General features: G+C 67.4%; 19 protein-coding genes. 11 read left to right on the top strand and 8 right to left on the bottom strand.

What is annotated here, in order from left to right; genetic code table 11:
• Positions 1-107 precede the first annotated feature (107 nt).
• Positions 108-578: a hypothetical protein gene (locus ACNQPB_RS01010; protein WP_498748355.1), complete on the top strand. Its 471-nt coding sequence runs from the start codon at positions 108-110 to the stop codon at positions 576-578.
• Between the two features lie 136 nt (positions 579-714).
• On the opposite strand, the gene ACNQPB_RS01005 is transcribed toward ACNQPB_RS01010, so the two are convergent.
• The 5 genes from ACNQPB_RS01005 to ACNQPB_RS00985 all read right to left on the bottom strand — a co-directional run bounded on the left by ACNQPB_RS01005 (position 715) and on the right by ACNQPB_RS00985 (position 7,921).
• The gene (locus ACNQPB_RS01005) at positions 715-3,552 is read right to left on the bottom strand and encodes a molybdopterin-dependent oxidoreductase (RefSeq protein ID WP_498748353.1); all 2,838 of its coding nucleotides are present in this window, start codon (positions 3,550-3,552) and stop codon (positions 715-717) included.
• Positions 3,542-4,591 (bottom strand): FAD binding domain-containing protein, encoded by a 1,050-nt coding sequence (locus tag ACNQPB_RS01000; RefSeq protein WP_498748351.1) that lies wholly within the window; start codon positions 4,589-4,591, stop codon positions 3,542-3,544. The genes ACNQPB_RS01005 and ACNQPB_RS01000 overlap by 11 nt, the downstream gene beginning before the upstream one ends.
• Positions 4,582-5,757 carry an XdhC family protein gene (locus tag ACNQPB_RS00995; RefSeq protein ID WP_498748349.1) on the bottom strand — a complete coding sequence of 392 codons (1,176 nt, stop codon included), beginning with the start codon at positions 5,755-5,757 and terminating at the stop codon, positions 4,582-4,584. The genes ACNQPB_RS01000 and ACNQPB_RS00995 overlap by 10 nt, the downstream gene beginning before the upstream one ends.
• A gap of 124 nt (positions 5,758-5,881) precedes the next feature.
• On the bottom strand, positions 5,882-7,414 hold the full coding sequence (locus tag ACNQPB_RS00990) for an NCS2 family permease (RefSeq protein ID WP_498749056.1): 1,533 nt from the start codon (positions 7,412-7,414) through the stop codon (positions 5,882-5,884).
• Positions 7,415-7,429: 15 nt separating this feature from the next.
• Positions 7,430-7,921, bottom strand: coding sequence for a nucleoside deaminase (locus tag ACNQPB_RS00985; RefSeq protein ID WP_498748347.1), 492 nt, complete (start codon positions 7,919-7,921; stop codon positions 7,430-7,432).
• Positions 7,922-8,264: 343 nt separating this feature from the next.
• Between ACNQPB_RS00985 and ACNQPB_RS00980 the strand changes: the two genes are divergently transcribed.
• Complete coding sequence (locus ACNQPB_RS00980; protein WP_498748345.1) at positions 8,265-9,641, top strand: 8-oxoguanine deaminase; 1,377 nt, start codon at positions 8,265-8,267, stop codon at positions 9,639-9,641.
• A 36-nt stretch (positions 9,642-9,677) separates the two neighbouring features.
• Here ACNQPB_RS00980 and ACNQPB_RS00975 read toward each other — a convergent pair whose 3' ends face one another.
• Positions 9,678-13,346 carry an ATP-binding protein gene (locus ACNQPB_RS00975; protein WP_498748343.1) on the bottom strand — a complete coding sequence of 1,223 codons (3,669 nt, stop codon included), beginning with the start codon at positions 13,344-13,346 and terminating at the stop codon, positions 9,678-9,680.
• A 132-nt stretch (positions 13,347-13,478) separates the two neighbouring features.
• Here ACNQPB_RS00975 and ACNQPB_RS00970 point away from each other — a divergent pair, with 132 nt between their 5' ends.
• Positions 13,479-13,868 (top strand): NIPSNAP family protein, encoded by a 390-nt coding sequence (locus ACNQPB_RS00970; protein WP_498748341.1) that lies wholly within the window; start codon positions 13,479-13,481, stop codon positions 13,866-13,868.
• A gap of 136 nt (positions 13,869-14,004) precedes the next feature.
• Here ACNQPB_RS00970 and ACNQPB_RS00965 read toward each other — a convergent pair whose 3' ends face one another.
• The gene (locus tag ACNQPB_RS00965) at positions 14,005-14,181 is read right to left on the bottom strand and encodes a hypothetical protein (RefSeq protein ID WP_498748340.1); all 177 of its coding nucleotides are present in this window, start codon (positions 14,179-14,181) and stop codon (positions 14,005-14,007) included.
• Positions 14,182-14,552: 371 nt separating this feature from the next.
• Between ACNQPB_RS00965 and pucL the strand changes: the two genes are divergently transcribed.
• From pucL to ACNQPB_RS00945, 4 genes are all read left to right on the top strand, one after another.
• Positions 14,553-15,464 carry a factor-independent urate hydroxylase gene (gene pucL / locus ACNQPB_RS00960; RefSeq protein WP_498748338.1) on the top strand — a complete coding sequence of 304 codons (912 nt, stop codon included), beginning with the start codon at positions 14,553-14,555 and terminating at the stop codon, positions 15,462-15,464.
• Between the two features lie 177 nt (positions 15,465-15,641).
• The gene (locus ACNQPB_RS00955) at positions 15,642-17,126 is read left to right on the top strand and encodes a nucleobase:cation symporter-2 family protein (protein WP_498748336.1); all 1,485 of its coding nucleotides are present in this window, start codon (positions 15,642-15,644) and stop codon (positions 17,124-17,126) included.
• A gap of 89 nt (positions 17,127-17,215) precedes the next feature.
• Positions 17,216-18,034 (top strand): MurR/RpiR family transcriptional regulator, encoded by an 819-nt coding sequence (locus tag ACNQPB_RS00950; protein ID WP_498748334.1) that lies wholly within the window; start codon positions 17,216-17,218, stop codon positions 18,032-18,034.
• A gap of 193 nt (positions 18,035-18,227) precedes the next feature.
• Positions 18,228-19,763 carry an NCS1 family nucleobase:cation symporter-1 gene (locus ACNQPB_RS00945; RefSeq protein ID WP_498748332.1) on the top strand — a complete coding sequence of 512 codons (1,536 nt, stop codon included), beginning with the start codon at positions 18,228-18,230 and terminating at the stop codon, positions 19,761-19,763.
• Between the two features lie 95 nt (positions 19,764-19,858).
• On the opposite strand, the gene ACNQPB_RS00940 is transcribed toward ACNQPB_RS00945, so the two are convergent.
• Positions 19,859-20,614, bottom strand: coding sequence for an IclR family transcriptional regulator (locus ACNQPB_RS00940; RefSeq protein ID WP_498748331.1), 756 nt, complete (start codon positions 20,612-20,614; stop codon positions 19,859-19,861).
• A 210-nt stretch (positions 20,615-20,824) separates the two neighbouring features.
• On the opposite strand from ACNQPB_RS00940, the gene ACNQPB_RS00935 reads away from it, so the two are divergent.
• From ACNQPB_RS00935 to ACNQPB_RS00920, 4 genes are read left to right on the top strand one after another with little or no spacing between them, the layout of a single operon-like run.
• Positions 20,825-22,246 carry an NAD-dependent malic enzyme gene (locus tag ACNQPB_RS00935; protein ID WP_498748329.1) on the top strand — a complete coding sequence of 474 codons (1,422 nt, stop codon included), beginning with the start codon at positions 20,825-20,827 and terminating at the stop codon, positions 22,244-22,246.
• A 14-nt stretch (positions 22,247-22,260) separates the two neighbouring features.
• Positions 22,261-23,856, top strand: coding sequence for a malate synthase A (gene aceB, locus ACNQPB_RS00930; RefSeq protein ID WP_498748327.1), 1,596 nt, complete (start codon positions 22,261-22,263; stop codon positions 23,854-23,856).
• 2 nt (positions 23,857-23,858) lie between these two features.
• Positions 23,859-25,124, top strand: coding sequence for a DUF6986 family protein (locus ACNQPB_RS00925; RefSeq protein WP_498748325.1), 1,266 nt, complete (start codon positions 23,859-23,861; stop codon positions 25,122-25,124).
• A gap of 11 nt (positions 25,125-25,135) precedes the next feature.
• Entirely contained in the window at positions 25,136-25,966 is an 831-nt protein-coding gene (locus ACNQPB_RS00920) for a bifunctional allantoicase/(S)-ureidoglycine aminohydrolase (RefSeq protein WP_498748324.1), read from the top strand.
• The last annotated feature ends 70 nt before the right edge of the window (positions 25,967-26,036 follow it).

Below are 26,036 nucleotides of genomic sequence, written 5' to 3'. Positions count from 1 at the left end.
TGCGAATACACGCAGACTCAACGGGAGACGTCCAGACACCGCGGGTGATCGCACACCTGGGAGCCACGTTTTCGGCTCAGCTCTTCAATTCACGATTGGAGAGAACAATGATCCGCACCATCGGCACCTTGGCAGCCACCGCCGCCCTGGTTGCAGGAACCGCGGTCGCCGCATCGGCGACGACCAGCACCACAACACACGGCACCGTCATTGACGCGGCAATACCTGTTACCTGCGTGGGCCCTGGCCTTACGAGCTACACCGGCACCGGTCGCTGGATACAACACCTGACAGTCAACAATGCGGACGATACTTGGTACACGGAAACAACCGAAGGCAACGTCACGCTGTGGACCACAACCCTCGACGGCCAGCGCACCTCGTGGACCGGGCACGTCCAGGAATGGTTCGGCGATGAAGAGAACAACAAGAACACGGTCCAGCATGCCACGTTCAACTTCCAAGGCGTCAGCACCACCGACCCGTCCAAGACCCTGAGCATGCACGCCGCGTTCACCGCAACCACCAACGCCAACGGCGTGCTGGTCGTCAACAACCAGACGGTTACCTGCAGCTAGACCCCGGCAACCCTCCGCGCTCTGCACGAGAGCGGTGCGAACATCTACATCCAGGACTGAGGAGGGGACTTTCCCGTTAAACGGCTCTCCCCGGCCGCCGGAATCCGGTGGCCGGGGAGAGCCGTTTAAGGGTTACTCAGCGCGAGTGCGCCCCCGCGTAGGCGGTGGGTGTGGCGAGCCCCGCATCCTTCAGCCCGAGGTAGATCTTGTCCCGGGCGATCGGCAACTCGGCGAAGCGCACCCCTGTGGCATTGCGGATGGCGTTCGCGAGCGCCGGCGCCACCGGGTTGAACGGGCTTTCGCTCATCGACTTCGCACCCAGCGGACCGAGTTCGTCGTTCGTTGAGGCGAAGTACACCTCGCTGCGCGGCACGTCCGCGAAGGAGGGGATGTGGTACTGCCGGAGGATGTCCGTGGTGACGCGGCCGGCGTCGTCCACTTTCACTTCCTCGTACAGCGCGACGCCGATCGCCTGCGCGATCCCGCCTTCGATCTGCCCGCGGCATTGGCGCGGATTGACCACGACGCCGGCGTCGGCCGCCTGCACGCTCTGCAGGATCCGCAGCTCGCCGGTGCCGGTGTTCACGGCCACGCGGAAGCCGTGGACGTTGAACGCGACCGAACGCGGGGTGCCGCCCCAGCGGCCCTCGGCGGAAAGTTCGACGCCGGCCCGGTGCGCCGCACTATAGACCTCGCTGAGCGGAAGCCGCGTCATGGGGGCACCCGGCCGGGCGCAAAGGACCCCGTCGCCGTCGAGCACGCAGTCCGCCTCCGGGGCACCGCTCAGCGCGGACGCCACGGTGCGGATCCGGCGGGCCAGTTCCTGGGCTGCGAGCAGCGTTGCCTGTCCCGCCACCACGGTCCCGGCGGAACCGAAGGCTCCGGTGTCGTGCTCAACGAGGTCCGTATCGGACTGCCGCACCGCCACCTGCGGGGCCCGGGTTCCCAGGGCAGTCGCCGCGAGCTGGGCGTGCACCGTGGTGGTGCCGTTGCCGAATTCTGCGGTCCCGACGGCGGCACGGTACGTGCCGTCCGGCAGCAGGCTCAAGCGCGTGTGGGCGTAGTGGCCACGCGGCGGAACGGTGTCGATCATGGACAGGGCAGCGCCGGTGCCGGTGACCCATTCAGGGCCGGGCTCGTCCAGGCCGGCGTTCCGGTAGCGCTCTCCCCCGCGCTCGAGCGCGTCGCGGACCAGCTTGATGCATTGTTCGAGGCCGTAGCTGCCGTAGTGCACGTCCTCTTCGGGCTCCGGTTGGGTGGAGAGCATGTGGTCGCCGGGGCGGACCATGTTCTTCAGCCGGAAGTCGAGGGGGTCCATGCCGATGCCTTCGGCGAGCTCGTCGATGGCGGATTCGATCGCGAAGATCATCTGGCTGAGCCCGTAGCCACGGAAGGCGCCGGCCGGAACGGTGTTGGTGTAAACGGCCCGGGCGTCCACCTTCTTGTTGGCGCAGTTGTATACCGCGAGGGATTCGCCGCAGCCGTGGAACATGACCCCGGGCGCATGGTTTCCGTAGGCCCCGGTGTTGGTGACCACGTCCAGTTGCAGCGCGGTAAGCAGGCCCTCCCTGTTGGCCCCGGCCTTGAGCTTGATGGTGAACGGGTGGCGCGTGGTGGTGGCGGTGAATTGCTCGGTGCGTGTGAACTCCACCTGCACGGGCCGGCGCAGCTTCAGCGCGGCGAGGGCCACGAGGTCTTCGGTCAGCACCTCCTGCTTGCCGCCGAAGCCGCCGCCCACCCGCCCCGCGACCACCCGGACGCGGTCCTCGGGCAGGTCGAAGACCCGGGCCAGGGTGCGCTTGACCAGGAACGGCACCTGGCTGGAACTGCGGACCACCAGGCGGTCCTCGTCGTCGAGCCAGGCGATCGAGGCATGCGTTTCCATGGCCACGTGCTGTACGCGCTGGGTGCGGTAGGTCTTTTCGTGGATGACATCGGCGGCGGCGAAGCCCGCAGCCACGTCGCCGAGTTCCGAGTGGACCTCGGCCACCACGTTTTCCAGGGGCCGGGAGATCCGGCTGGCTTCGCCGTCCTTGTCGCCGTGCACCGACGGAGCCCCGGGCTGCAGGGCCTCTGCCGGGGTGAAGACGGCGTCCAGCAGTTCGTATTCGACCTCGACGGCGCGTGCCCCGGCTTCCGCGGCGGAGACCGTGTCGGCGACGACGGCGGCAACCCGCTGCCCGATGAAGCGCACCACGTCATCCAGCACCCGGGTGTCGTCGGGGTCGTCCGTGTAGAGCTCGTGCTGGGCGCTGGAGAACAGCTGCTCCGGGGCGTCCTCGTGGGTGAAGACGGCCACAACACCGGGAACCCGCAGGGCCGCCGCGGTGTCGATGGACACGATCCGCGCGTGGGCGTGCGGCGAGCGCAGCAGCTTCAGGTGCAGCAGGCCGGGAAGCTGCTCGGGCGGGACGTCGAGGGTGTAGCGGGCGGTGCCGGTGACGACGGCGTGCCCCGCCGGGGCGGGAACGTTGTCGCCGAGCTGGCCGGAACCCGCGGAGACGGCTGCGCCGGAACCGGCGCCCGCGATTGCACCGGTGCCGCAGACGGCGTCGGCGATGGAGCGGTAGCCGGTGCAGCGGCAGAGGTTGCCTTTGAGGCTGCGGGGCAAGTTGCCTTTCTGCTTCTCGTCGAAGGTGGCGGCGGTCATCATCATGCCCGCCGTGCAGAAACCGCACTGGAAGCCCTGGTTTTCGAGGAACTGCTCCTGCACCGGGTGCAGCTCCCCCTCGGCGCAGCCCGCGGAGGCGGGCAGGCCTTCGATGGTGGTGACCGAGTGACCCTCGGCGCGCACCGCTGGATAGATGCAGCTGTGCACCGGGGTGCCGTCCACGTGGACCGTGCAGGCTCCGCAGTCGCCGCCGTCGCAGCCCTTCTTGACGCCGAAGTTTCCCTGTTCGCGCAGGTAGGTCCGCAGGCACTGGCCCGGGCGCGGCGCCTCGCCGGCGGGGGTTCCGTTGATCTCAATTGCCATTCGGGGCCTCCTTCGTGGGGGCGGAAGACTGTGCGGCGGGGGTCTGTGCTGCGGGGACCGGCGCAGCGGGGACCGGCGCAGCGGGGATCGGTGCAGCGGGGATCGGTGCAGCGGAAGGCTGCGCGGAAGTGGCGTGCGGTTTTCCGGAAGGGCTCCAGAAATCGCCGGACACCCGGATTCCTTCGCCCAGGAGTTCCGCGCGGATTTCCTCCGCCAGGCGGAATGTCATGTCGCGGCGCCAGGCGGGCAGGCCGTGGATGTCGTCGTGGTACAGCTCCGCCGGGATGGAGCGCTCGACGGCGGCGGCCAGCTGCCCGGCGTCCGGCAACTCCCCTGCGGCGAAGCGCAGCTGCACTGGGCGTTTGGTGGCGGCCGTGACCGTCAGGACCAGTCCGCCGTCGGGATCCAGCCGGCCGGCCAGCAGCACGCCGGAGCGGCCGAGGTTGCTCAGCGAGAGCCGCCGGAATGCCACCTTGGCGGACAGCGCGGACGCCGGCAGGAAAATGCTGCGCAACAGCTCGCCTGGAGCCAGGCAGTTCCTGGCGTCACCGGTGACGAAATCCGCCACGGGGACCGTGCGGGTGCTGCCGCCGGAGCCGAGGACGGTGGCAGTGGCGTCGAGCCCGGCGCACAGGGAGATCATGGGCCCGGCGGGCAGGGAGGTGCATATGTTCCCACCCACGGTGGACATGTTCCACACCTTGAAGGAGGCAACGAAGGAATCGCAGCACGGCCGGACAAGGTCCAGCGCGGGCCAGTTGCGGCCGGCGACGGACGCGGAATCCGGCAGGGCGTAGAGCTCCGCCACGGTGCAGGTGGCGGCGAGTTCGATGCCGGCGTTGCCCACGGTTACCGGAGTCCAACCGGCTTGTCCGAGGTCCAGCAGGCGCCGCAACGGCCCGCCGTCGGAGACGGAACTGCCGAAGGCGAAGCTGCCGTAGGAGAACAGGACCGTTCCGCCTGCCAGCCACGCGTCGCCGTCGCGCCATTCGGCCGGGTCGGTGGTGGGCACCACCGCCTCGATGGTGTTCATGTCCATGGCTGTGCCTTTCGGGCCGTCTCTGTTGAAGTTGTTGCGTGGATGGGGCCGCTGCCGTCCCGGAGGGGCGCGGCCGGGGCGTTGCCGCGGGACGCGATGATTTCCGCCGTGACGGACACCGCCACCTCGGCGGGGGTGACCGCGCCCAGGTCCAGGCCGATTGGCGAATGGAGCCGCTGCAGGGCCTCGGCCGTGGTGCCTTCGGCCAGCAGCGAGTCCACGCGCTGGCGGTGGCTGCGCCGCGAACCCATGGCACCCACATAGGCAAGGTTCAGGTCCAGGGCAGTCCGCAGCAGCGGAATATCGAACTTGGGGTCGTGGCTGAGCACGCACACCACGGTCCGTGCGTCGATCCGGCCGGCGGCGGCCTCGGCGGCGAGGTAGCGGTGCGGCCAGGTGGTGGCCAGCTGGTCGGCGGCGCGGAAGCGTTCCTGGCTTGTGAACGCCGGCCGGGCATCGCACAGGGTCACGTGGTAGCCGAGCAGCTTGCCGGCCGGGATCAGGGCCGCGCCGAAATCGTTGGCGCCGAAGACCAGCATGCGCGGTGCCGGCAGCCGGCTTTCTACGAAAAGCGTGAGGGGTTCCGTTTCCGGATCACAGCCGCCGGGCGATTCGAGCCGCACCAGCCCGGCCCGGCCGCCGCGCAGCAGCGGTTCGAGCTGGGCAGCAGCCGCGCTGAGCACCTCGGGATCGTTGCCCAGCAGGTGCGCCAGTTCCGGCGAAGCGGCGGCGCGGAAGGCTGCGGGGTCATCGACGACGACGGCGCCCGGGGCGTCGAGCCTGCGGATGAGTGCCAGGGCCGCGCCTGCGTCCCTGCCGGCCAGCGCGCCCAGGCCCGCGAGTTCGGCCGGGTCGGCCGGCTGGATGTGGACTTCCAGCTCGCCGCCGCAGCTGAGCCCGGCGGCGAACGCGTCCTCGGCACTGTAGCCGAACAGCTCACGGCGGCTGCCGCCGTCGCGCATCGATTCAAGCGCCGCCTCGACGACGGCACCTTCGACGCAGCCGCCGGACAGGCTGCCCAGCACCTCGCCGTGTTCGGAAACCAGCATCGAGGTGCCCGTGGGCCGCGGAACGGAACCGCCGCAGGCCACGATGGTGGCCACCGCGCAGCGCTGGCCGCTCAGTGCGGGTTGCCAGCTGCCAAGTGTCGGCATCAGATCCAGCATGGAAAACACTTCCTTTACCGTGACGTTCCGGGCGGGAGGCCCCGCCCGGAACGGTTCGCGATCCTGCCCCTAGTCTTGTTCTTCCCCCCGGTTCTGGGAAGAAGGCAGGCTGGGCAGGCGCCGGCTAGACGCCGAGCAGGGTGTTGATGGGGCCGCGCGCAAAGTAGACCAGGAAGCCCACGGTGACCACCCACATGAGCGGGTGGACTTTCCGGGCCCGGCCGGAGGCGGCGCTCACCACGGCGTAGGAGACGAATCCGACGCCGATGCCGTTGGCGATCGAGTAGCTCAGCGGCATGGTGACGATAGTCAGGAAGGACGGCAGCGCCACCGAGAACTTGGTGAAGTTGATCTCCCGGATCTGGGCCATCATCATCGCCCCGACCACCACGAGGGCCGCGGCGGCCACCTCGATGGGGACCACGGAGGTCAGCGGGGTGAAAAACATCGAGCCCAGGAACAGCAACCCGGTGACCACGGAGGCCAGGCCCGTGCGGGCGCCTTCGCCGATGCCGGCGGCGGAGTCGATGTATACGGTGTTGGACGAGCCGGAGGTGGCCCCGCCCATCACGGCCCCCATGCCCTCGACGATGAACGCCGACTTCAGCCGCGGGAACGTGCCGTCCTTGTGGGCCACGCCGGAGCTCTTGGCCAGGCCGGTCATGGTGCCCATCGCATCGAAGAAGTTGGTGAACACGAGCGTGAACACGAGCATGGTTGCTGCCAGGCCGCCGATCCGGGCGAAGGAGCCGAAGAGATCGAAATGGCCCACCAGGCCCAGATCCGGCATAGCCACCAGTTGCCCGGAGAGCACCGGGGTGTTCAGGTGCCAGCCGCCGGGGTTGTCCTTGCCGCCCGGGCCGAGGTGCATCACGGCTTCGACGACGGCGGCCAGCACCGTGGTGGCCACGATCCCGATCAGCAGCCCGCCCTGGATCTTGCGTGCCACCAGGATGCCCATGACCAGCAGGCCGACGACGAACACGAGGGTCGGCACGGCGGTGATGGAGCCGTCCGTACCCAACTGCACCGGCGGCCCGCCCGCCGTGGGGCGGATGAAGCCGGAGTCCACAAAGCCGATGAAGGCGATGAAGAGCCCGATGCCCACCGTGATGGCGGCCTTGAGTTCCTTGGGCACGGCCTTGAAGATCGCGGTCCGTGCCCCGGTGATGCCGAACAGCACGATCAGGATGCCGTTGATGACCACCAGGCCCATGGCTTCGGGCCAAGTGACTTCCTGGATCACGGCCACAGCCAGGAAGGAGTTGATGCCCAGGCCCGCGGCGAGGCCGAACGGGAGGTTCGCGATGAGGCCGAAGACGATGGTCATGACGCCGGCCGTGAGCCCGGTGACGGCACCGACCTGCGCTGCGGGCAGCCAGCCACCGACGACGTCGGCGGGGGCGTTTGCTGCCGAGAACCCGCCCAGGATCAGCGGATTGAGGATGACGATGTACGCCATCGTGAAGAACGTGACCACGCCGCCGCGGAACTCGCGGGCCAGCGTGGAGCCACGCTTGGTGATCTGGAAGAAGGAATCCAGGAAGGAGGTGGGCGGCGCCGGGTTGGGGACCGGCGTCGGGTTGGCCGCTTTGGCGGCTTCCTTGGCGGCCTTGGCAGCCGCTTGCTTCTCTGCGGAGTTGTCCAGGATTGTCATTTCAGACACCGGGTCCTAGTAGTCGATCCTGGAATCGAGGGTGTTCCAGGTATTGAACGGCTGGAGGATGTCCGGAGCGCCCTGGGCGAGATCGAGTTTCCGGACCGGCATGAGCTGGTCGCGGTCCTTGTTGTCGAAGTATTCGTAGAAGACTGCGTCGTCGAAGCCGACGGAGGCGGCGTCATGCCGGTCCGCGGCGAAGACCACGTTTCCGATCCGTGCCCAGAGCGCCGAAGCCAGGCACATGGGGCAGGGTTCGCAGCTCGTGTAGAGGGTGGCGCCGCTCAGATCGAAGGTTCTGAGTTCGCGGCAGGCGTTGCGGATGGCGGTGACTTCAGCATGGGCCGTGGGATCGTTGCTGGCCGTGACGCGGTTGACGCCTTCGAAGGCCCTGCCGTCCGCCGTGACGACGACGGCGCCGAACGGCCCGCCGCTGTTCAGGACATTGGCAGTTGCCAGTTCGATGGAGGTGGCCAGGAAATTTTCGGCCGTGACGGTTGTACTCATTGTGCGACTTCCTTTTGCTGTGGAAGCGCTGGTGACCGAAAAACACCAAGGGAACGGAACTGTGCCGCGGTTACCAGGCTTCAGCATTTGCGATGAAGGTTGAGTTACGCCTGGTAGATAGCTTCCCGGAGTCCGGGTGCCCGCCTTTGGCAGTTAGAGATTAGCATCGCTTTGTGAGCCGCGCCATAGTTTTTTGAAAACTTAATTTCGTCATGTGAAATCTGCGTTTCGCGGGTCTCACTTTGCAGGAAGCCCCTCCCGCCCTAAGCTGGCGCTACCTGGATCAGCAGACAGGGCCTAACTGAGCTGGCACGCTTTCCGTAAACAGCCGAAGGAGACCCTCATGGCCCCCATCCCGCCCAAGGCACCTGCCCCGTCCAGGCTCTGGATCAAGAACCCCCTCGCCGTCTTCACCGCCAACGCACTCGACGCCGGCGGCGGACTGGTGGTCAGCGAAGGACGAATCGCCGAGCTCGTGCCCGCCGGCGGGCAGCCGTCCGCTCCGTGCGATGAGACCTTCGACGCCCGCCGGCACGTCCTGCTGCCGGGCCTGGTCAACACGCACCACCACTTCTACCAGACCCTCACCCGCGCCTGGGGGCCGGTGGCCAACGCGCCGCTGTTCCCCTGGCTGCAGAACCTCTACCCGGTCTGGGCTCGGCTGACCCCCGAAAGCCTGGAAGCTGCCGTCGAGGTCGCCCTTGCCGAGCTGCTGCTCTCCGGCTGCACCACCGCGGCGGACCACCACTACCTGTTCCCCGCCGGGATGCAGGACGCCATCGACATCGAAGCCGGCGTGGTGCGCCGGATGGGCATGCGCGCCACCCTCACCCGCGGTTCGATGACCCTGGGCGAGGACGACGGCGGGCTGCCCCCACGTTCCACCGTGCAGCGCCCTGAAGAGGTCCTGGCCGACAGCGAACGGCTGATCCGGGAGTACCACGAACCCGGCGAAGGCGCCGTCATCCAGATTGCGCTGGCGCCGTGCTCGCCGTTCTCGGTCACCAAGGAGATCATGGCCGAAAGCGCGGCCCTCGCCGAAAAGTACGACGTCCGCCTGCACACGCACCTGGCCGAGACCCTGGACGAGGAGGACTTCTGCCGCGAGATGTTCGGCCTGCGCACCGTGGACTACCTGGAAAGCGTCGGCTGGCTGGGCAAGCGCACCTGGCTGGGCCACGGCATCCATTTCGACGACGGCGAGATCGCCCGGCTGGGAGCCGCCGGCACCGCCGTCGCGCACTGCCCGACGTCGAACATGCGGCTGGCGTCCGGCACCGCGCGCGTGCTGGAGCTCGAGGACGCCGGGGTCCCGGTGGGATTGGGCGTGGACGGATCGGCATCCAACGACGCCTCGAACATGATCCTCGAGGCCAGGCAGGCGCTGTACCTGCAACGCCTGCGTTATGGCGCCGACGTTCCGGTGGAGCGGGCGCTGGGCTGGGCGACCCGGGGATCGGCGGCGGTGCTGGGGCGCACCGACATCGGGCAGCTGGCACCGGGGCTGCAGGCGGACCTGGCCATGTTCACCCTGGACGAGCTGCGGTTTTCCGGCAGCCACGACCCCGTGGCCGCACTGCTGCTGTGCGGCGCGGACCGGGCCGACCGCGTGATGGTCGGCGGAACGTGGCGGGTGGTTGACGGCGCAATCCCGGGCCTGGACGTCGCGGCGCTGATGGCGAGGCATTCGGCGGCGGCCCGGAAGCTCATCGCCGGCTAAGGGCGTACCTCCGCAAGCGATCGGCGGGATGATGCTTCAGCGCAGGCGAGCCGCAGCGGCCAGGTTTCCCTTGGCTCGATAGCAGCGCGCAGCCTCCGCAAGAGCGGCGTCACCACCGGCACGGTCGCCGCGGGCGAAGCAAACGTCGGCCACGATCCGGTGGATATCACCGCGCAGGTTCGGCATCTCGGCTGGCGCCCATCGAAGCGCCTCGAAGGCAAGATCAAGTGCCTTGTCCGGGTCGCTCGAGGCCACGGCCATCGCGGACGCCGCTGCCGAGAGGGCCTGTGCCTCTACGCCCTCGGCAGGTGCGGTCGCGGTTGCCCGCGCGGCAAGCCCGGCAGCCTCGTCGAGGCGCCCCATTTCGTGCAGGAGCAGCGACAGACGGGCGGCGGCTGCCGGCAAATTGTCGCTCTCGCCGGTGCGTCGAGCATGGTTGAGACGGGTCCGCAAAGCCGCCTCGGCCGCGTCGAGGTCACCCGCGAGGAGCTCGGCAGTTCCGCGGGCCGCTGCCACGAACATGAGCAGACGCGGCGCGTGCAGGTCCTCCTGCACCGCCCGCTGCGCTCGGTCGAGCAGTTCCCGGCCCTCGTCGAAGCGGCGCTCCATCGCGCAGAGGACGCCCGCGTGCATAAGCAACCCGGGGTGCTCCATGCCGGGGAGAGCGAGGGCATCGATCTCGGCCAGGCACTGTTGCGCCGGTACCGGACCGGTGGCCAGCACTTCGGCGAGCATCCAGCGGGTCGCCAGCCGCTCACGCACGTCGCCAGCCCGGTCGGCGAGCACGATGGTGGCCCGGAATGCCCGCTCCGCTTCGGTGAGGCGTCCCTGCCTCAGCCGGACACAGCCCTCCAGAAAGATCGCGCGGCCGCGGCCGCCGTCGTCGCCTCGCAGGGCGGAGAACGATTCCGCCTCGGCGGCTTCCCGCTCGATCGACGACAACGGCACCGGGTCCGGACCGATGATGAACTGGATTCGGGCGTGCTCGAGCCGGGCCGCCCGTGCGGCGACCTCTTCGCCCGCGGCGTCGGCACTCCGGGCGAGCTCGAGCAGGAGTTGCTGTGCTTCCGCGAACCGGCCGAGCACGAGCTCGACTTCGGCAAGGCTCTGGGTGAGCGTTGCCCGCGCCGGGTCGCCGCTTGCCATCATGGCCCGAGCCCGGGAGAGCAGATTCTGGGCCGCGCCCTGGTCGGACCTGGCGACGGCGCGTCCTCCCGCGCGGGAAAGGTGTGCAGCCGCTTGGGTCGCCAGGGACCCGTTGTCGGCGCGGATGGCTCGAAGGCTGATCACCGCCTGCTCCAGGTGGTAGCCCACGACTTCGTCGAGCTCCGGTGGCCGCTGCGGTGCGCCACGAAGGAGCCACTCGGCGTAGCGCCGGTGGAGCGCGGCGCGGTCCGGGTGAGTCAGCGAACGGTACGCCGCCAGCCGGATCAGCACGTGTCCGAAGCGGACGCTGTTGTTCCCGCACGTCAGCAGCCGCCGGCGCTCGAGGGCGGAGAGATGCCGCTCGACGTACGCCGTCGCCTCGTCCGGCAACAATGCAGCCAGCGCGTCGCGGCCACAGTCGTCGCCGACGACGGCGGCCACTCTGAGCAGATCCCGCTCGCCGGGTCCGAGCCGGTCCAGGCGCGCTGCGAGAAGCGCCCGGAGCGACGCCGGGAGTGCGTCGAGGTCTGCCTCCTCCTGCGCTGCGAGGAGCTGTTCGGCGAACAGCGGATTCCCGTGGGCGCGGTCGACAATGGCGGTGACCGCCTCGTCGTCGACCCCTGGCGCCCGGCCCCGCAGCAACGTCGCCACATCATCGGCGGGGAGCGGCCCGAGGAAGAGCGCGTCGGTCCAGTCGGGGCGTTGGTCGAGCAGCTCGGGACGGCCGAGGCAAAGCACGAGCAGCCGGCCTTTCCCGGACTCGACGACTTGGTCGACGAGGTCGAGCAGTGTCGGCTCGGCCCAGTGCAGGTCGTCGAGGACCAGCAGGAGGGGTTGCCTGGCGGAGAGCGCATCCAGCAACCGGACCGTTGCAAGCAACATGGCGGGCACATTGTCCGTGCCCGCGGCCAGACCCAAGCCAGCGGCCACAACGGCGGAGTCCTCTGGCACGAGCTCGGCCAGCGCCGGCCACCCACGGTCGCCGGCGGCGTCAAGGAGAGCCTCACGGAGGGGCAGGAACGTGATGCCCTCGCCGTACGACGCACAGCGACCCCAGGCCACTAAGGCCTCGCCATCGACGCTTTCGGCGAAGTCTGCGGCGAGCCGGGTCTTGCCAATGCCGGCCTCGCCCACCACCGTGAAGCGCCCGGGCACGCCGGCCCGGCCGGCCGCGCGGAATGCAGCGCGTATCCTGGCCAACTCCTCCGCCCGTCCCACGATCGCGGAGTCACGGCGGAGCCTGCCGTGGGAGTCGTCCATCATCCCGATGACCCGCCACGCTGCGGCCTCACCCGGCACGAGTACCACAACGGCCGCACCGCGCACGAGCTGCAGCGTGCGCGGGCCCACAACGACGTCACGGTCGCGTACGAGTCGCTGGAGCCGGAAAGCGGAGGTGACCGCCGGACCCGACACCATGTCCGCGAGCAACCCTCCCGATCCACTCACCACGATGTCGCCGGTTTCGACGACGACCCGCGCGGCATGGCGAACGACGGGCTCCTCGACGGTAGCGACCCGGTCGCGGACCTCGACGGCGGCACGCACCGCTCGCACGGCGTCGTCCTCGTGCGCCACCGGGAACCCGAAGAACGCGACCGTCCGGCCACCCACGACCGGCTCCACGCGTGCGCCATGGGCCTTCAGCACCGCAGCGGCAACCTCGTTGGCACGCGCACCGGCTGCTGTCAGGGCTTCGGCGTCCACGTCGTCGTCCGCCGCAGGCACGATCTCGAGACCGACCACCGTGACCATGCGGCGTTCGTGGGGCAGCCAGCCTTCGGCCATGCCCCGCGCCGGGGGCAGCCCCCTGAGGGAAGGGTCCTGGCGGAGCACCGCGGCCTCGATCTCGCGCAGATCGGGACCGGGCTCGATGCCCAGCTCGTCCACGAGCAGGTCCCGGGCGGCGCGGTACACCGCGAGCGCATCGGCCTGCCGACCCGCGCGGTAAAGGGCGAGCATCTGCAGGCAACGCAGCCGCTCCCGGAAGGGATGTTCGGCGACGAGCTGATCGAGCTCGGTGACCAAGCCGTGCTCCCGGCCGATCTCGAGGTCTGCCTCGATGCGCGCCTCAAGCGCGGACAGCCTCAGTTCTTCCAAGGCAGCGATGGTGCCCTGGGCGAACGGATGGAAAGTGAAGTCGGCCAGTGCCGGGCCGCGCCAAAGTGCCAGTGCCTTCGCGAGGAGTCTGGAGCGCGGCTCCGCCGGCTGGCCGGCAGCCTGGTCGAGGAGCTGCCTGAAACGACCGGCGTCAACATCCCCCGGGCTAATTGCCAGCCGGTAGCCGCTTCCCTGGGTGACCAACAGCGTCGAGCGTCCGAGGGCATCCCGGTCAGGCTCAAGCAGCTTACGCAGTTTCAAGACGTGCATTTGCACGACGGTATTCGCGGTGTGAGGGGGCTGCTCGCCCCACAGCTCGTCGACAAGACGCTCGGAAGGGACGACGTCGCCGGCATGCAGGACCAGCATCGCGAGGAGGGCACCGGCGCGTCCGCCCGGTACGTCGAGGCGCCGGGTACCTTCGCGAACCTCCATCGGCCCGAGGATGCGGAATTCCACCGACAGCCGCCTTCGCCAGATTCTCCCGTGCACCAATTTAGCACCGCCGGATCCCCGCCGGATCCGGCTTTAGCGAGGCGTTAGCGGCAGGGCAGACCATGAAGACACCCAACAAGAGAAAGGAGAGACACCATGAACGGAACATTCGTATACGTCGGCAATTGGACGATCAAAGAGGGCAAGGTCGAGGACGCGAGGAAGTACCTGGCTGAGCACACCGAGTTCGTCGAGATCAACGAGCCGCGGCTCATTTCGTTCAACTTCTACATCGACGAGGAAACCCGCCGCGTGACCTGCGTCCAGGTCCACCCGGATGCAGACTCCATGGCGACCCACATGGCGCTGATCAGCAAGCACCTCTCGGGTGGCATGGATTGGATGGACACAATCGAGCTGGAGCAGTACTACGGCGAGAAGTCGCCGCGGCTAGCCGAGCTACTGGAGCCGTGGTCGGGCCCGCAGATCCCCGAGCGATACCTTCCGGAACGCTTGGCGGGCTTCACCCGCAGCACGGTCCGCTAAGGAGGTCCTCGAGACCGAAAGCCGTTGAGCTGGCACAGATTCCGCCGGGCGCGGAAAAGCGGGCGGCACCTCCCCAGATGCCGCCCGCTTCATGGCTCTGTTGCGCAGAGTCCGTACGTCTCCCAGGGGCAGGACCCTAGGGACGCTGCCGGCCGAACACCGGGAGCGCACGGAGCCAGCGGGAAAATCCGCCGGCGGTGCGGTCGCAGTCGGCCGGAATGTAGAAGTCCGGGTCCGTGGAGCCGAACGGCAGGTACAGCTCCTGGCCGGGGGCCGGGAATTCCACGACATTCTTGTTCTCCTGCTGGTCCATCTGTTCCTCCTCGTTCGCAGTCCACAGTTTTTCCGCATTTCGGAAAACTTTTTCTGTTATGTGAAAAGGGTAAACAGCCTCGCGCACCGCGTCAAGAGCCGTCCGCGAGCCGCGCGGCACCGTCGGGTCATATTCGGAAAGTTGCCGGCGATTTGGTGACCCCCTTCACAAGAACGGAAACCCGCGCTAGTCTTTTCAGCAACTCGTGACTCAGGTCACGAAACCTGGGAGCAGCAGGCAGGGTCGTAATGAGCTGGCATCGATGGATGCCGGCTCTTTTTTGTTGCCGGCGTCCGCCATAACAGGCGCCGCGAGGCGCACGACACCAGACGGTGGACGGCACCCGCCCACCAGGAAAGTTGAGACAGACCATGAGCAGCAAGATCGTCCTCGGCAAGAACCAGTACGGCAAGGCGGAAAACCGCGTCGTCAAGATCACCCGCGACACGGACCGCCACGAGATCGAAGACCTCAACGTCACTTCCCAGCTCCGCGGCGACTTCAGCGCAGCCCACCTCGAGGGCGACAACGCCCACGTGGTCCCCACCGACACCCAGAAGAACACCGTTTACGCCTTCGCCCGTGACGGCATCGGTTCCCCGGAGCAGTTCCTGCTCCGGCTGGCCAAGCACTTTACGAGCGAATTCGACTGGGTGACCGGCGGCCGCTGGGAAGCCGAGCAGTACGCCTGGGAGCGGATCATCGCCAACGGCAAAGAGCACAACCACTCCTTCGTCCGCAAGGGCCAGGAAGTCCGCAACGCGGTTGTGGTCCGCGAAGGCGATTCCACCTATGTCATCTCCGGACTGAGCGACCTCACGGTCCTCAAGTCCACCCAGTCCGGCTTCGAGGGCTACCCGAAGGATAAGTACACCACCCTGCAGGAAACCTCGGACCGCATCCTGGCCACCGCCGTTTCCGCCCGCTGGCGCTACAACAACGACGCGGTCACCGAAGGCAAGATCGACTACAACGCTGCCTACGAGTCCGTGAAGGCCCTGCTCCTGGAAGGCTTCTCCGAGCAGTACTCCAAGGCCCTGCAGGAAACCCTCTTCCAGATGGCGCAGAAGGTCCTGGACGCCCACCCGGAGATCGACGAACTCCGCTTCTCCACCCCCAACAAGCACCACTTCGTGGTGGACCTGAGCCCCTTCGGCCTGAACAACCCGAACGAAGTGTTCTTCGCGGCAGACCGTCCGTACGGCCTGATCGAAGCCAACTTCGAGCGCGACCTGATCTCCGACCCGGGCAACGCCTGGGATGGCATCGCCGGCTTCTGCTGAACCAACGCCCCCGTCAGCTCCAACTGACTCGCAGTAAGGGCCGTTTTGGCCACCCAAAACGGCCACAACTGCGAGTCAGTCGGGCTTCGCCATACCCAAAAGCCGTTCTTCGGCTCGGATTGTTAGCCAGACATATCAGCCAGACAAAGGTGTCTGCCCCAAATCAGGAAGTCTGCCATGAACACCAAGAAGAAAACCCGCCCCGCAGGGAGTGCCAGCGCCCGGCCCGAAGACCAACGCCTCTCAATCGGCAGCACCTTCGCCTACGGATTCCAGCATGTCCTGACCATGTACGGCGGAATCATCGCTCCGCCCCTCATCATCGGCGCCGCCGCTGGAATGTCCGCGCAGGACATCGGCCTTCTGATCGCTGCCTGCCTATTCGTCGGCGGGCTCGCCACCATCCTCCAGACCGTGGGCATCCCCTTCTTCGGATCCCAGCTGCCCCTCGTCCAGGGCGTCTCCTTTGCCGGCGTCTCCACCATGGTGGCGATCGTCAACGGCGGTGGCGGCATCCAGGCGGTCTTCGGCGCCGTCATCGTCGCGTCACTGATCGGCCTGGCCATCACCCCCCTGTTCGCGAAGATCATCAAGTTCTTCCCGCCCGTAGTGACCGGCACCGTGATCACCACCATCGGCCTGACCCTGATGCCCGTGGCCGCCAACTGGGCCATGGGCGGCAACGCCAAGGCGGCCAACTACGGCAGCGTGGCGAACATCGGCCTCGCCGCCGCCACCACCGCCGTCGTACTCCTGCTGAGCAAGGTGGGCAATGCCGCCATCTCGCGGCTCTCGATCCTGCTGGCCATGATCATCGGCACCGTCATCGCCGCCGTCACCGGCATGGCCGATTTCTCCAAGGTGGGCCAGGGCGACATCGTCGCGTTCCCGACCCCCTTCGCGTTCGGCATGCCCACCTTCGAGATCGCGTCGATCGTCTCGATGCTGATCGTCATCCTGGTCACCCTGACCGAGACCTCCGCGGACATCATCGCCGTCGGTGAAATCGTCGACACCAAGGTGGACTCCAAGCGCATCGGCAACGGCCTGCGCGCCGACATGCTCTCCAGCGCCATTTCGCCGGTTTTCAACTCCTTCACGCAGAGCGCCTTCGCCCAGAACGTCGGCCTTGTGGCCATCACCGGCGTCAAGAGCCGCTTCGTGGTCAGCGCCGGTGGCCTCATCCTGGTGATCCTCGGCCTCCTGCCCGTCCTAGGCCGCGTAGTCGCGGCGGTTCCGACCCCCGTGCTCGGCGGGGCCGGCGTCGTGCTCTTCGGCACGGTGGCCGCCAGCGGCATCCGCACCCTGGCCAAGGTCGAATACCGCAACAACATGAACCTGATCGTTGTGGCAGCGTCCATCGGCTTCGGCATGATCCCGATCGCCGCTCCCAAGTTCTACGACCAGTTCCCGTCCTGGTTCTCCACGATCTTCCACTCCGGCATCAGCTCGGCGGCCGTCATGGCCATCCTGCTGAACGTGCTCTTCAACCACTTCAAGAAGGGCAACTCGGACAACCAGTCGGTGTTCGTGGCCGGCACGGCACGCGTGGTGACCGAGGCCGACCTCGCATGCCTGGCGAACGGCGACCGTTTCGAAAACGGCAAGCTGATCGACCGCGACGGCAACGAGGTCCCCATCAAAACATCCGCCGAGCACTAGGAGGTTCATCGACGAAGCTTCATTTTTGAATGGGAAGAGCCGCCGGACACCAAGGTGTCCGGCGGCTCGCTTCGTGAGACGGTTGTTTCATGAGGATCGACGAGCGCATCGGACGGCACTATCCGGAGCTGGGGCCGCAGGAACAGAAGGCGGCAGACACCCTGCTCGACCACTTGGGCGACCTCGCCGTGTACAACGCCGCCGAGCTCTCAAGGCTCAGCGGCGTTTCCAAGGCCACCATGAGCCGGCTGTTCCGGCGCCTGGGCTTCGCGGACTTCAACGAGGTCAAGGAGCACACCCGGACGCTGCGCGCCAGCGGGGTCCCGGTGGCCGCCCATGAGGACGGCGACCCCGCCGCGCACCTTGCGTACGAACTGGAGAATCTCCGCCGCACCTTTGAACAGCTCGACGCCGGCCGGCTCGCCGCCGCCACGGAAGCGCTGGCCACGGCCAGGCAGCTGCTCGTGATCGGCTTCCGCAACAGCTTCCCCCTCGCGCTGCACCTGCGGCAGCAGCTGCTGCAGTGCCGGGGAAACGTGGCCGCCGCCCCGCAGCCGGGGCAAAGCATCGGCGAGGAACTGGCAGGGTACGGTGCGGACGACGTCGTACTTCTGCTGGGATTCCGACGGCGGCCGGCGGCTTTCGCTGCTGTCCTCGAGGCGGCTGCGGCCCGCGGCGCCACCACGGTGCTGATCGGTGATCCGAGCGCCCGCCGCTATGCGGCCCGGGCGGGCATCTGGCTGGAGTGTCCGGTGGACAGCGTCTCGGCCTTCGACAGCTATGCCTCGGCCATGAGCCTCATGAGCGTGCTGGCCAACGGGGTGCTCGCTGTCCGTGCCAAGGCCGGCCGGGACCGGATCCGGGAGGCGACGGCCATCTTCGGCGCCCTCGGCGAACTGGAGTCCTGAGCCCCGCAATTCCGCGCGAACGTACACTTGGGGCCCTGAATTCGCAGATTCCAGGGCCCCAACTGTACGTTCGCGCAATTTCGTAATACACAGACTCTTCTTCCAGCCGAAACAGCCATGTAACATCCGTTCCACAAGCTTGAGCTCATGAAACGGACGATCCGTTCAAGGACCTCCTCCCCAAAGGAACAACATGGCTGAACTTGAGACCGCTGCCGGCATCGGCGCCGTCAAGCCCGGGTATGACCACCGCCTCGCCAACGAGGACCTTGTTCCCCTGAAGGAACAAGGCTGGGGCGCCTACAACATCTTTGCCTTCTGGATGTCCGACGTGCACAGCGTGGGTGGCTACGTCACCGCCGGCAGCCTCTTCGCCCTGGGCATCGCGAGCTGGCAGGTGCTGCTGGCCCTGCTCATCGGCATCCTGATAGTCCAGGCCTTCACCAACCTGGTGGCCAAGCCGAGCCAGAAAACCGGCGTGCCCTACCCCGTCATCAACCGCGCCATCTTCGGCGTCAAGGGAGCGAACATCCCGGCGATCATCCGCGGCCTCATCGCCATCGCCTGGTACGGCGTGCAGACCTTCCTCGCTGCCGAATCGCTGAACATCATCTTCCTCAAGTTCATTCCCGGCACCCACGCCCTGGCCACCGAGTACTCATTCCTGGGACTTTCCGCCCTCGGTTGGATCTCCTACGCCATCCTCTGGGTAGCGCAGGCCGCGGTGTTCTGGAACGGCATGGAAACCATCCGCAAGTTCATCGACTTTGCCGGCCCCGCCGTGTACGTGGTCATGATCGTCCTGGCGATCTACCTGGTGTCCCAGGCGGGCTGGGACAAGGTCAGCCTGGACTTGTCCGCGGGCGAGCCCCTGGACTTCTGGGGCTCCATCCCGGTGATGCTCAGCGCCATCGCGATCGTGGTGTCCTACTTCTCCGGACCGATGCTGAACTTCGGCGACTTCGCCCGCTACGGCAAGTCCTTCAAGGCAGTGAAAAAGGGCAACCTGCTCGGACTCCCGGTCAACTTCCTGTTCTTCTCGCTCCTGACCGTCATCACGGCGTCGGCCACTGTTCCGGTGTTCGGCGAGCTCATCACGGACCCCATCCACACCGTGGAGCGGATCGACACCCCGTTCGCCATCCTGCTGGGCGGCCTGACCTTCGTCACCGCCACCGTGGGCATCAACATCGTGGCCAACTTCATCTCGCCGGCGTTCGATTTCTCCAACGTGGCCCCGCACCGGATCAGCTGGCGCACGGGCGGCATGATCGCCGCCGTCGGCTCGGTGATCCTGCTGCCGTGGAACTGGTACAGCAACGCCACCGCCATCCACTACACGCTCGGGGTGCTCGGCGCACTGATCGGCCCGCTGTTCGGGGTGCTGATCGCCGGGTACTACCTGGTGAGCCGGCAGAGGGTGTGGGTGGACGAGATGTACACCATGGATCCGGCCGGCAAGTATTGGTTCAAGAACGGCTACAACCCCAACGCCATCCTGGCCGTGGTCCTCAGCGGCGCGGTATCGATCGCCTCGGTCATCATTCCCAAGCTGCTCCTCGACACCGGCGCCACCACGGTGGATGCCACGTGGCTGGGCAACTACAGCTGGTTCCTCGGCTGCGGCCTGGGCCTGGTGCTCTTCCGTGCCCTCGAGACGAGGTCGCCCATGATCAACCTCGACGCCGATGGCGAGGACGTGAACGACGGATCCCTTCCCGAGGCCTAGGCAGTTGGCCGAACGTACAGTTGAGGCCCTGGATCCGGAGAATTCAGGGCCTCAACTGTACGTTCGCGCCGGGTTGCAGACGCAAAAAAGGGGGGTCAGTTCCGGTTCAGCTCCAGCGAAATCGCCTGGGCCGCTTCGCGCAGCATGGGCACGGCGCGGTCGGCGAAGCCCTGGTCCACGCGGGTGACGGGGCCGGAAACGGAGATGGCCGTGGGCGTCGGGGCGTTGGGAACGGCCATCGCGAAGCAGCGGACGCCGAGTTCCTGCTCTTCCTCGTCGATGGAGTAGCCGCGTTCCCGGATCAGCTTGAGGTCGCGCAGCAGCGCATCGATGTCCCCGATGCTCTTGGCCGTCGGGGTGGGCATGCCGGTGCGCGCCACGATTCCGCGGACCACCTCGTCATCCAGCTGCGCCAGGATTGCCTTGCCAACGCCGGTGTCGTGGGTGTGGGCGCGGCGGCCCACCTCGGTGAACATGCGCATGGAGTGCGGCGACGGGACCTGTGCCACATAGATGACCATGTCCGAATCCAGCACGGCCATGTTCGACGTTTCACCCAGGCGGTCCACCAGGGACTTCAGCTGCGGGCGGGCCAGGGCGCCGAGCTGCTTGTTGGCGCCGTCGCCGAGGCGGATCAACCGCGGCCCCAGTGCGTAGCGGCGGTTGGGAAGCTGCCGGATGTAGCCCAGCGCCACCAGGGTGCGCAGCAGGCGGTGGATGGTGGGCAGCGGAAGATCGGTCGACGACGACAGTTCGCTGAGCGTGACGTCACCGCCGGCATCCGTGATCAGTTCCAGCAGTTCGAAGACGCGCTCGACGGACTGCACGCCTCCCGAGGGCTTTTCGGCCATTCCGTTGTCTCCTATGGCTCGGAATCCGACAACTCTTATCCGCATCGTGAGAAAAGTTGTATAGGTCTTCAAGATACCGCACCAAACCCCCCTTGCGGTCACCTTCGGCGGAAAGCTTGTGTTTCCACTTTGTAGATAATAATATCCATAATACGAAAACACTAGCGAGGTACACCGGTCCTATTCGGACCCGCAACAGGAGGACATTCAATGGCGAACCCGGGCCCCGGAAACTCAATCACCTTGCGCGTCGCCGCGCCGTCGAGCTTCACTGCCACCAGTGAGATCGCAGCGGCCGTCGCGGCCGCCGGCGCAGCCGTTACGGCGCTGGACGTCACCGAGTCCCACCACGACACCATCGTCGTAGACGTCACGTGCAACACCACCGGCGAGGAGCACGCCGAAGAGATCAAGAACGCCCTGAACGCCCTCGACGGCGTCAAGGTCCAGCACGTCTCGGACCGCACCTTCCTCATGCACCTTGGCGGCAAGCTCGAGGTGGTTCCGAAGGTGCCGCTGCGCAACCGCGACGACCTGTCCCGCGCCTACACTCCCGGCGTTGCACGTGTCTGCCTGGCCATCGCCGAAGACCCGTCCGCCGCCCGCAACCTGACCGTCAAGCGCAACACGGTGGCCGTCGTCACGGATGGCTCCGCCGTCCTGGGCCTGGGCAACATCGGCCCCGCCGCCGCCCTGCCGGTCATGGAAGGCAAAGCCGCCCTCTTCAAGCAGTTCGCCAATGTGGATGCATGGCCGGTCTGCCTGGACACCCAGGACACCGAGGAAATCATCCGCACCGTCAAGCTCCTGGCCCCGGTCTTCGGCGGCGTGAACCTCGAGGACATCGCCGCTCCCCGCTGCTTCGAGATCGAGGCGCGCCTCCGCGAAGAACTCGACATCCCGGTCTTCCATGACGACCAGCACGGCACCGCAATCGTCACCCTGGCCGCACTGGTCAACGCCTTGCGCGTGGTGGACAAGAAGATCGCGGACGTCAAGATCGTGGTCTCCGGCGTCGGCGCCGCCGGCTCCGCCATCATCCAGCTCCTCAAGGCGCAGGGTGCACAGCACATCGTGGCTGCCGGCCGCTCCGGCGCCATCCACCACGGTGAAAACTACGACGACCAGCACCGCACCTGGATCGCGGAAAACACCAACGAAGAGGGCTTCTCCGGCAGCCTGCACGAGGCCCTCGTGGGTGCGGACGTATTCATCGGCGTCTCCGCCCCGAACATCCTCGGCGAAGAGCACGTGGCATCCATGGCCGAGGACGCTATCGTGTTCGCCATGGCCAACCCCACGCCCGAGGTGGACCCGACCATCGCCTCCAAGCACGCCGCCGTCGTGGCCACCGGCCGCAGCGACTTCCCGAACCAGATCAACAATGTCCTGGCCTTCCCCGGCCTGTTCCGTGGCCTCCTGGACGTCGGCGCGAGCGACATCACCCCGGACATGCTGGTCGCCGCCGCCGAGGCAATCGCCAAGCGCGTCGCTGACGATGAGCTCAATGCGAGCTACATTATTCCCAGCATTTTCGACCCGCACGTGACGGCCGATGTCGCAACAGCCGTTGCGAACGCAGCACACGCCGCCGCTCAGTCCACTGCAGCCGTTCCGGCCGCCGCACACTAGGAAGGATCCTCTCCATGGCTCTTACCGTCACCGATCCCCAGCCGATCGAACGTGCCGAAGAAATCCTGACCCCCAAGGCCCTGGCCTTCGTCGAGGAACTCCACAAGCGCTTCGCGGGCACCCGTTCGGAGCTCCTGGCGGCCCGCGCCGCCAAGCGCGAGGAAGTTGCCCGCACAGGCCGCCTCGACTTCCTTCCCGAGACGAAGGAAATCCGCGACGGCGACTGGAAGGTCGCCGAGGCACCGGCAGCGCTGCAGGACCGCCGCGTCGAAATGACCGGCCCCGCTTCCCCGGCCAAGATGGCCATCAACGCCCTCAACTCGGGCGCCAAGGTGTGGCTCGCCGACCTCGAGGACGCCAGCACTCCCACCTGGGCCAACGTCATCGACGCCATCCTGAACCTCCGCGATGCAGCTGCGGGCACCCTGGCCTACACCTCCCCCGAGGGCAAGGAATACCGCCTCCGCACGGACGCACCGCTGGCCGTCGTCGTCACCCGCCCCCGCGGCTGGCACATGGACGAGCGCCACCTGCTCCTCGACGGCGAACCGACCGTGGGCGCGCTGGTGGACTTCGGCCTGCACTTCTTCCACACCGCCAAGCAACTTCTCCTGAACGGCCACGGACCGTTCTACTACCTGCCCAAGATGGAGAGCTACCTCGAAGCCCGCCTCTGGAACGACATCTTCGTCTTCGCGCAGGACTATATCGGCATCCCGCAGGGCAGCATCCGCGGCACCATGCTGATCGAAACCATCCCGGCCGCCTTCCAGATGGAAGAGTTCCTGTACGAACTGCGCGACCACGCCTCGGGCCTGAACGCCGGGCGCTGGGACTACCTGTTCAGCATCGTGAAGTACTTCCGCGACGCCGGCGACTCCTTCATCCTGCCGGACCGCGCCTCCGTGGTCATGACCGCGCCGTTCATGCGTGCGTACACCGAACTGCTGGTCAAGACCTGCCACAAGCGCGGTGCCTTCGCCATGGGCGGCATGGCCGCCGTCATCCCGAACCGCCGCGAACCGGAAGTGACCGCCCAGGCCTTCGAGAAGGTCCGTGCGGACAAGACCCGCGAAGCGAACGACGGCTTCGACGGTTCCTGGGTAGCGCACCCGGACCTGGTCTCCACCTGCCAGGAAGTGTTCGACTCCGTGCTCGGCGACAAGCCGAACCAGCTCGACAAGCAGCGCCCGGAAGTCTCCGTCACCGCCGAACAGCTCCTGGACGTCCCGTCCGCCGGCGGCGAGGTCACCGAGGCGGGCATGCGCCTGAACCTCTACGTCGCCGTCGCCTACACCGCGGTGTGGCTTTCCGGCAGCGGCGCCGTCGCGATCCACAACCTCATGGAAGACGCCGCGACGGCGGAAATCTCCCGTTCGCAGGTCTGGCAGCAGATCCGCAACAAGTCCGTCCTGGCCGACACCGGGAACACAGTCACCCGTGAGCTCGTCACCAGGATCCTGGGCGAGGAGACCGAACGGCTGCGCGGCGAAGTGGATGCCGAGGCATTCACCAAGTACTACGAGCCCGCCAGCCGCCTGATCGCGGACATCTGCCTCTCCGAGGACTACACGGACTTCCTCACCACCCCCGCCTACGAGCTGGTGTAGGGATGGCAGCACACTCCCTCAGCGCGGCGGACCTCGCAGCCATCGATTCACGGCTGGCCGCCACGGACCAGTTGCTGGAACGCAACTACCCCGGCGACAGCGGCAGCCGCCAGCCCGTGCACACAGTGTACGTTCCGGCGGACCGCTTCACGCCGTCGCTCGCTGCCGAATGGGGCGCCCAGGCGCTCGCGACGGCGGAAGAGCACGGCGGCCTTGAGAAGCTCGGCGCGCTGCTGGGCCAGGAGCCCGGGCTGGCGGCCGCCGTCGCCGGCCGGGTCGCGGCCAAGCTGCGCAGCGAGCCGATCGAGGACCTGCGCCTGGACTTCGAGGACGGCTACGGGGACCGCGGCGACGAGGCGGAAGACGTGGCTGCGGTGGCTGCGGCGCAGGCCGTCAGCGAGGCCGTGGCCGGCGGTTCGGCCCCGCCGTTCATCGGCATCCGCTTCAAGTGTTTCGAGGCGCCCACCCGTGCCCGCGGCCTGAAGACATTGGACCTCTTCGTCTCCACCCTGGCCTCCGCGGGCGAACTGCCCGAGGGCCTGGTGCTGACGCTGCCCAAGGTCACCACGGTGGCCCAGGTCGAGGCCATGGACTTCGCCGTCTCCCGCTTGGAGGAAATCCACTCGCTGCCGGCCGGCCGGCTGCGCTTCGAGGTCCAGGTGGAAACCCCGCAGCTGATCCTCGGCCCGGAAGGCACCTCGCCGGTGGCGCAGCTGCCGCACGCGGTTCCCGGGCGCATCAGCGGCCTGCACTACGGCACCTACGACTACTCCGCGTCGCTGCAGATCTCGGCCGAGTACCAGTCCATGGAGCACCCCGTGGCTGACTTCGCCAAGGAAGTCATGCAGCTGGCCGTAGCCGGTACGGGCATCCGCCTTTCGGACGGCTCCACCAACATCATCCCCGTGGGTGACAACGTGGAGAACGCCTGGAAGCTGCACGGCCGCCTGGTCCGCCGCTCCCTGGAACGCGGTTACTACCAGGGCTGGGACCTGCACGCCAACCAGCTGCCCAGCCGCTTCGCCGCCACCTACGCTTTCTACCGTGAAGGTCTTCCGGCCGCGGCGGCACGGCTGCGGAACTACGTGGAACGCACCGAGGGCGGCGTCATGGACGAACCGGCCACGGCACGCGCGCTCGCGGCGTTCATCCTGCGGGGCGTCCAGTGCGGCGCGGTCGGTACCGAAGAGGTGCTGGCGCTTGCCGGCGTCGAACTCCCCCGGCTGACCGTCCTGGCACACCCGCGACTCGCCACCACTTCTAAGTAAGGAACTCCTGCATGAGCGACTACTACTACCCCACCGGCGGCCTGCCGCCGCAGACCCACCTGACCACCGAGCGCGCGATCGTCACCGAGGCCTACACGGTCATCCCCAAGGGCGTCATGACGGACATCGTGACAAGCCTGCTGCCGGGCTTCAGTAAGACCCGTTCCTGGATCATCGCCCGCCCGATCTCCGGCTTCGCCACCACCTTTTCCCAGCTGATCGTCGAGGTGGGCCCGGGCGGCGGCGCGCCGAAGGCCGAGTTCGAGGCCGGCGTCGAAGGCGTCATCTTCGTGGTCAAGGGCACCCTGAACCTGGACCTCAAGGGCGAGAAGCACATCATGGAGGAGGGCGGCTACGCCTACCTCGCCGCCGGTGACGAGTGGGGCGTGGAGAACACTTCCGACGACATCGCCACCTTCCACTGGATCCGCAAGGCCTACGACCGCCTGGAAGGCTACGAGGCGAAGTCCTTCGTGACCAACGAGAAGGACGTGGAGGGCACGGCGATGCCGGATACCGACGGCGTCTGGAAGACCCAGCGCTTCGTGCCGTCCGACGACCTGGCACACGACATGCAGGTCAACATCGTGACCTTCCAGCCGGGCGGCGTCATCCCGTTCCCGGAGACCCACGTCATGGAGCACGGCCTGTACGTCCTGGAGGGCAAGGCAATGTACCTCCTCAACAAGGACTGGGTCGAGGTGGAAGCCGGCGACTACATGTGGCTGCGCGCCTTCTGCCCGCAGGCCTGCTACGCCAGCGGTCCGGGCCAGTTCCGGTACCTGCTGTACAAGGACCAGAACCGCCAGATCAAGCTCACCGGCGCACCGCTGCCGGGCTGATCCGCGTTTGCCTTAGGCGCCGCCCAACTGGCTCGCAGTTTGGCCGTTTTGAGCCCAAAACGGCCACAAC

It is taken from the genome of Curtobacterium sp. LFS079 (assembly GCF_047977865.1).
GTDB lineage: Bacteria > Actinomycetota > Actinomycetes > Actinomycetales > Micrococcaceae > Arthrobacter.
Note: the sequence above shows the minus strand (reverse complement) of the source record. Positions and strands in the feature narration are given on the sequence as shown.